Origin of the sequence: Hymenobacter lucidus (genome assembly GCF_020447265.1) — a bacterium.
GTDB lineage: Bacteria > Bacteroidota > Bacteroidia > Cytophagales > Hymenobacteraceae > Hymenobacter > Hymenobacter lucidus.
In genome coordinates, this window is the sequence record NZ_JAJADR010000007.1 from 140,442 (window position 1) to 146,719 (window position 6,278).

Annotated in this window: 5 protein-coding genes and 1 tRNA gene; 3 read left to right on the forward strand and 3 right to left on the reverse strand. The window is 60.9% G+C overall.

Features of this window, described 5'->3' with window-relative positions; genetic code table 11:
- Window positions 1-5: 5 nt before the first annotated feature.
- Window positions 6-965: a hypothetical protein gene (locus tag LGH74_RS20885; protein WP_226179375.1), complete on the forward strand. Its 960-nt coding sequence runs from the start codon at window positions 6-8 to the stop codon at window positions 963-965.
- A gap of 100 nt (window positions 966-1,065) precedes the next feature.
- Window positions 1,066-1,662: a dephospho-CoA kinase gene (gene coaE / locus LGH74_RS20890; RefSeq protein WP_226179378.1), complete on the forward strand. Its 597-nt coding sequence runs from the start codon at window positions 1,066-1,068 to the stop codon at window positions 1,660-1,662.
- Between the two features lie 165 nt (window positions 1,663-1,827).
- Here the strand turns inward: coaE and LGH74_RS20895 are convergent, their stop codons facing one another.
- Entirely contained in the window at window positions 1,828-2,997 is a 1,170-nt protein-coding gene (locus LGH74_RS20895) for a GNAT family N-acetyltransferase (protein ID WP_226179381.1), read from the reverse strand.
- Window positions 2,998-3,082: 85 nt separating this feature from the next.
- On the reverse strand, window positions 3,083-4,705 hold the full coding sequence (locus LGH74_RS20900; protein ID WP_226179384.1) for an ArnT family glycosyltransferase: 1,623 nt from the start codon (window positions 4,703-4,705) through the stop codon (window positions 3,083-3,085).
- 171 nt (window positions 4,706-4,876) lie between these two features.
- On the opposite strand from LGH74_RS20900, the gene LGH74_RS20905 reads away from it, so the two are divergent.
- Entirely contained in the window at window positions 4,877-6,148 is a 1,272-nt protein-coding gene (locus LGH74_RS20905) for a hypothetical protein (protein ID WP_226179387.1), read from the forward strand.
- 51 nt (window positions 6,149-6,199) lie between these two features.
- On the opposite strand, the gene LGH74_RS20910 is transcribed toward LGH74_RS20905, so the two are convergent.
- Window positions 6,200-6,277 (reverse strand) — tRNA-Val (locus tag LGH74_RS20910).
- Window position 6,278: the final 1 nt, after the last annotated feature.

A 6,278-nucleotide genomic window follows, 5' to 3' on the forward strand; every position in this document is an offset into this window, starting at 1 on the left:
TTGCTGTGCCGCTCGCTCGTGCTTTTCGCCTGGTCCGCTGGTTTACCAGCCCGTTCTACGGGCAGGAGCGCAGCTACTGGCGGGCGGTAACGGCCTGTTTTCTGGCGGCCTCCACGTTCTGGCTGCTCAATGCCCTGAACAAGACCTACACTACGCGCATCACCTACCCGCTGGCCTGGAGCTACGACGAGCAGCGCTACATTCCGGTGAAGCCCTTGCCTACGGAAATAGCCGTGAACGTAACGGGCCGGGGCTGGAAACTGCTGCGCAAAAATCTGCTGCTCGACGTGAAGCCGGCCGAGGTGCGTCTGCTCCGGCTGCCCGCGTTACGCTTTGTTACGGGCCAGTCGTTGCGGCCGGCGCTGCAGGCGGCTATGGAAGGGCTACAGTTCAACTACGTGCTGGCCGATACGCTCTGGATGGAGTTTGACTACCTGCTGACCCGCCGCCTGCCGCTCACGCTGAGTCCCAAGGCCGACGGCTCGGCGCTGCCCTACGCGGCCGTATTCACGCCCGAAAGTGTGGTGTTTCGGGGGCCGGCCCGCACCGTGAATAGCCTGGCTAATCCATATCCGGTGCATTTGCCCCAGGCCCCGGCCGGCAGCAGCGAAGGCGCCATCATCGTGCCCATTGGCGGGCCCGAACTGGTGCAAACGCAGGTGCAGCAGGTGAAAGTGCGTCTACAGCCCCGGCCGCTCATTACGCTGCCGCTGCGAGTGGTGCCCGAGTTGCGCGACTTTCCCAAGGACCAGCACTTTACGCTACACCCGGCTACGGTGCAGGTGCAGGTGCAGTGCTTTCCCGAAGATTCGGCCCGCCTCGACCCTACCCAGCTTCACGTGCTGCTCCATTACGGCCAGTTCCACTCTCCCGATTCCAGCCTGCAGCCCGTATTGTCGCAGGCCCCCACGCTGGCCCGGGGCGTACGGGTCCTGACGCCTTCGGTCCGGGTTTCGCAGAAGTGAGATGGTGATATAGTGAAATGGTGGGTTGTCGTTCAATATGCGTCAATTGCGCAGGTCGTTTCATCAGAAAATCAAGCTCACCATTTCATCATCTCACTTTATGCTTCGGATTGGTATTACGGGTGGTATCGGGTCGGGGAAGAGCGTGGTGTGCCGGCTGTTTCGGGTGCTGGGCGTGCCGGTGTACGATGCCGATTCGCGGGCGAAATGGGTAATGGCCCACGACGCGGTATTGCGCGCCGAGCTACTGGCGGCTTTCGGCTCCAAAGTGTTTGACACAGCCGGGCAGCTCAACCGTACCTACCTGGCCCAGGTAGCTTTTCAGAATCCGGAGCGGCTGGCGCAGCTCAACGGGCTGGTGCACCCACGCGTGGGCTACGACTTCGAGCAGTGGGCCCAGGCCCAGCAGGCCGCCGGTGCGTCATACATCCTGAAGGAAGCCGCGCTGCTCTACGAGTCGGGCTCCTACCAGCAACTCGACCGGATCATCACCGTATTTGCCCCCCAGGCTGTGCGCCAGGCCCGCGTGCTGCTGCGCGACCCGCACCGCACCGCCGACGATATTCTGGCCATCATCGGCAAGCAGATGAGCGAGGAAGAGAAAATGAGCCGCGCCGACTACGTGTTGCATAATGACGACAAGCACCTGCTCATTCCGCAGGTATTGCGGCTGGATGAGCAGTTTCGGCGGGGTTGAGCTGCTGTCCTTGCGAGCAGCGCAAAGCAATCCGTCCTCTGAAATGTGCTGAGTATTCTAATGTAAAAAGCCCTTTCCTGTTCGATACGGGAAAGGGCTTTCTACTAAAAGGTCATTGGTCACCAGCAGTGGACGGATTGCTTCGTACCTCGCAATGACACGTTTTTACTTAATCACCGGGCAGCGCTCGAAGGGGCGGGTTTCGTCGAAGTATTTGCGGTAGGTGACGTGGGTTTTGTAGATTTTGGCCCCGATGGAGCGCATTACGGCCAGCATGCGCGGGTTGAAGTCGCCAATCCAGTTCATCTCGCACTCGGTGTAGCCGGCCCGCATGATTTCCTGCTGGGAGCGGACCATCAGCGCCGATTCCAGCTTCTTGCCCTGCCAGGCCGGCACCACGCCGAAGATAACGCCGAACATCTTTTTTTCGGCCGCCTGGTCGTATTGGCGCTTGTACCAGAGAAAAAGCAGCTTGTTCCAGAAGTTGAACTTGCGGCCGATGTGCTTGAAAATCTGGTTGAGCTCGGGTAGGCCGATGAAAAAGGCAACGGGCTCGTCGTGGTGGTAAGCAAACCACAGCAGCCGCTCATCAGCCACGGGCTTCATTTCCCGCACTAAGTTGCGGGCTTTGTCGAGCGACATATCCCGGGTGCCACTGTTCTTGGCCCAGGCTAGGTTATACACGTGCCGGAAGTCGCGGGCCAGCTGTTCAGTATTGCTTTTATCGGCGTGCCGGAAGCTGAACTCGGGCTGCGCGAAGTAAGTGTCGGCGGCCCGCCCAAAGGCCTCGTGCAAGGGCGTAGCTACTGCGCGCTGGCAGGTATACTGCTTGAAATATATCTGGAAGCCATAGTTTTCAAATAGTTGCTGGTAATAGGGCAGGTGGTAGAACATGCCGTAGTTGGGCTCGGTGAAGCCCGCAATCAGCAGGCCCCAGAACCGGTCCCGCTCCCCGAAGTTGATGGGGCCGTCCATGGCCTCCATACCCCGGGCGGCCAGCCACGCTTGGCCGGCATCGAAGAGCGTATTAGCCGCCTTCTGGTCGTCGATGCACTCAAAAAAACCCAGCCCGCCGGTAGGCAGCGTGGGGTCGGTGCGGGCCGTGTCGTTGTTAACGAAGGCCGCTATCCGCCCGATTACGGTGCCGGCGTCATCGGTCAGAACCCAGCGGATGGCTTCCCCGTGCTGAAAGTTGGGGTTTTTCTGCGGGTTAAATACGCCCTCAATATCCTGGTCGAGGGGCGAAATCCAGTTGGGCTGATTCTGGTAAAGGCGAGTGGGCAAATCCAGGAATTGCCGCACCCGGGAGGCGTCGGTAACTTCGAGTAGAGGCATTAGCAACGAAAAAGCTAGAGTAAGCAGCCGAAGCGCGCAAAGTGGCCGTTCCGGCAATGCACGTACGGAAAACCAAGAATAAAGCTCAGGGCCGGCGAAAAACCGACAGAATCTTCATTTCATTCACCCGGATGCTGTATACCTCCGGGCCATACGCGGCGGGGTAAGAACCCGGATGCCAGCGGTAAGTTGTGAGAAAATAACGGGCTCGGCTGGCCGAGGTCAGCACAAGCCGGGCGCGTTGCGCCGGGGGCAAAAGTAAGTGGTTGTTGTGAAGCACTAAAGCCGCGCGGGCATCGGTACCCACCGAAACGTGGGCACTGCTGTCGTGGGCCAGAATCCACTCCAGCCCCCGCCGGCCCGATAAGCCCCAATAGTCACGCTCAAACAGCCGCTCGGCCACCGGGCCGGGCAAGAAGCTGAAGTACACGTTCTGGTACGGATGGTCGCGGGCAATACGGTAGGCCGAGTGCAGCATGCCACCGGCCAACAGCACCAGCAAGCCCGCACCCAGGCCGCGCCGAAAGCGGGGCAAAGCGGCCGAACGCCACACAGCCCAGGCACCGGCCGCACCGCGCAGGGTAAGCAGCAGAAAGGCCGGGTAAATGAAATACAGGTGCCGCCAGCCGTCGTAAATAACCGAGTGCAGGCCGATGATGGCCACCAGAGGGGCAAAAAACCAGGCCGTAATCAGCAAATCCAGCCGGCCGGTGCGGGTGCACAACCAGCGCGTGGGACGTTTGATGAGCGCACCCAACAGCGTGCCGCAGCCCACCAGAAACAGCACCGAGTAGGCTACTGGCGTGGTAATGACCAGCCACACCGGGGCATAGTGCCAGGGCAGGCTGCGCACCGAAATAGCTTGGCCCCAGTACTGCGTCGTCATATCGGCACGGTAGCGGCTGAAGCTCTGAAAAGCGGCCAGAAAATGCTCTACAGGGTTTTCCCATAGGTAGGGCCAGCCGGCTACCACTACTACCGCCACTATGGGCAGGTACAGTGCCAGGGCCCACAGCAGCGGCTTGCGCACGGCCGGGCGGTGCCCTATTTCGAGGCCGGCAAACCCAATTGTGAAGCCCAGCAGCAGCACGCCCATAGTTCGTACGTCGATGGCGGCACCGGTGGCCAGGGCGTGCGCCAGCGCCCAGCGCCAGGATGGCCGCCGCAGTAGCCGGGTAAGCGTGTAGATGGCCCCAGTAAAGAAGGCGAGAAACACGAGGTCCTTGTAGTTGTAAAAGGCCTCGGCAAACAGCCGCGGCGACAACACAAGCAGCGCCGCGCCCAGCAGCCCCAGCCGCCAGCTGCCGAAGCGCCTAGCCGCCAGCCGGTAAAACCCGTACACGCCCACCAGCACCGTGAAAAATGTGGCCAAATGGCGCATGAAATACACGTCGCGCGGGTCGTCGGCGCCCACTAGCTTTTCCAGCAGCGCCAGCGGCATCTGAAAAATGACGCCGTGGTCTACATCCTCATTGGCGCTCATCTCCGGAATCAAGGCAAAACTTTCCTGCCGGCGCGCTAGCTCGGGCGCCATCTGCAGGGCCACATATTTCACGCTGATAATACCGTTGAGCCGGTCGAGCTGCTCATCCCACGACAGGCCATAGTCGCGGTAGAGCAGCAGCCCCAGCCCGGCCAGCAGCAGAAAAAAGCCGCCTACCAGGGGCCGCCGCAGCGAATCGGGCAGAAAAGGAGAGGGCCGGAGCACGAAACAGATAAGTGAAAGCGGAAAGGCAGATGCTACCCGAAAGGTAGCACCCGCGCCGGGTATCCCGGGGGCCGGCCGGGCTACTTTTGCGCCGCATTGTTCCAGACTCCGGTTTAAAGCACAATCTTTGGCGTTGCCGCGTATCTTTTCCGGGCTCTAATCCTTGCTTTCGTGCTGCGTTCTGTTCCCCGTTTTGTCTGGCCGGTGCTGCTGGGGCTGGCCCTGCTCAAACTGGTGCTGCAGCTCAGCCTGAACCCCGGCCTGGAGTGGAACTACGATGAGCGGCGCAACGGCCGCATTGCCGATAACTACCTGGCCGGCCGCGGCTACGTGAGCCTCGACCCGGTGCGGCAGGTGCTGCGCCCCGACTCCTTTCACGCCAGCTTTCCGGTATTCGTTTACATCGGCTGGCAGAAGGCCGGGCTGCCCAAGCACTACTTCACGCTGCTGGTGTTTGCTATGAGTATAGGGGCTTACCTGCTCGGAATCATCTACATTGCCCGCACCCTGGCGTATTTCGGGGTGGCACCGCCCGGGGCCTGGAGCGGGGCATTGCTGTGGGCCGTTTATCCGTCGGTGGTGTACTACATCGGAGCCTATATGTGGTACGAAAACCTGGCTCTGCCGCTGCTGATTCTGGTGGTCTACAAGCTGCTGCGGCAGCTCGGCGGCCGTGCTCTAAGCTGGCCCGATACCGTGCTGGTAGCCGCGTCCGTTACGGTTTCCTGCCTGCTGCGGGGGTACCTGCTGGCTGTTTACGGGCTGCTGTTTTTGGTCTGGTTGACGCTGTTGCTGCGCCAATCCCGGCCGGCTCAGCGCAACGCTTGGCAAGTCGCGCTGCTCACGCTGGCCTTGCTGGTAGGCGCCCACGCTCCGATTTTCCTGAAAAACTACCGCCTGTTCCAAGCCTGGACGCTGAGCAACCAAGCAGGCTTTGAGCTGCTGCAGGGGCACAATTCCGTTACGCAAGGCCGCTTCATGTTCGACTGGGATGAGCGCACTAGCCCTTTCGACCAATATGTGCGGGCCCACATTCCGCGGCTCGACTCGCTGAGCCAGTACCAGGAAAGCCAAGCTCGGGCCGCGCTGGCGTTGCGCTGGATTTGGGAAAACCCTGCAGCCGAAGCCCGCTTGTGGCTGCGCAAAACCCTGCTGTTTTTCGCGCCCGAAAACTTCATTGCCGACGCGCCCCGCACTTCCTACAACATCGTAACCGGCCTCGTGCACCTGGCTTTCCTGGGCACGGTGCTGCTCGTGCTGGCCCGCTACCGGGGGCTTCGCCTGCGCCGTGTCGACGTGCTGTTGCTCACGCCGCTCGTGGCCGTGTGGCTGTTGAGTATCGTGTTTTTCGTGGGTTTCCGGTGGCGCTATTTTGCCGAGCCGGCGCTGCTTCTGTACCCCATCATCGTGTGGCAGCGCCTCCGCTGCCGGGCAGCTGCGTAGCCGCGCCAAAAACAAAAAAGCCACTCTGCATTGCTGCGAAGTGGCTTTTTTTGGTGGGAGATACTGGGTTCGAACCAGTGACCCTCTGCTTGTAAGGCAGATGCTCTGAACCAGCTGAGCTAATCTCCCG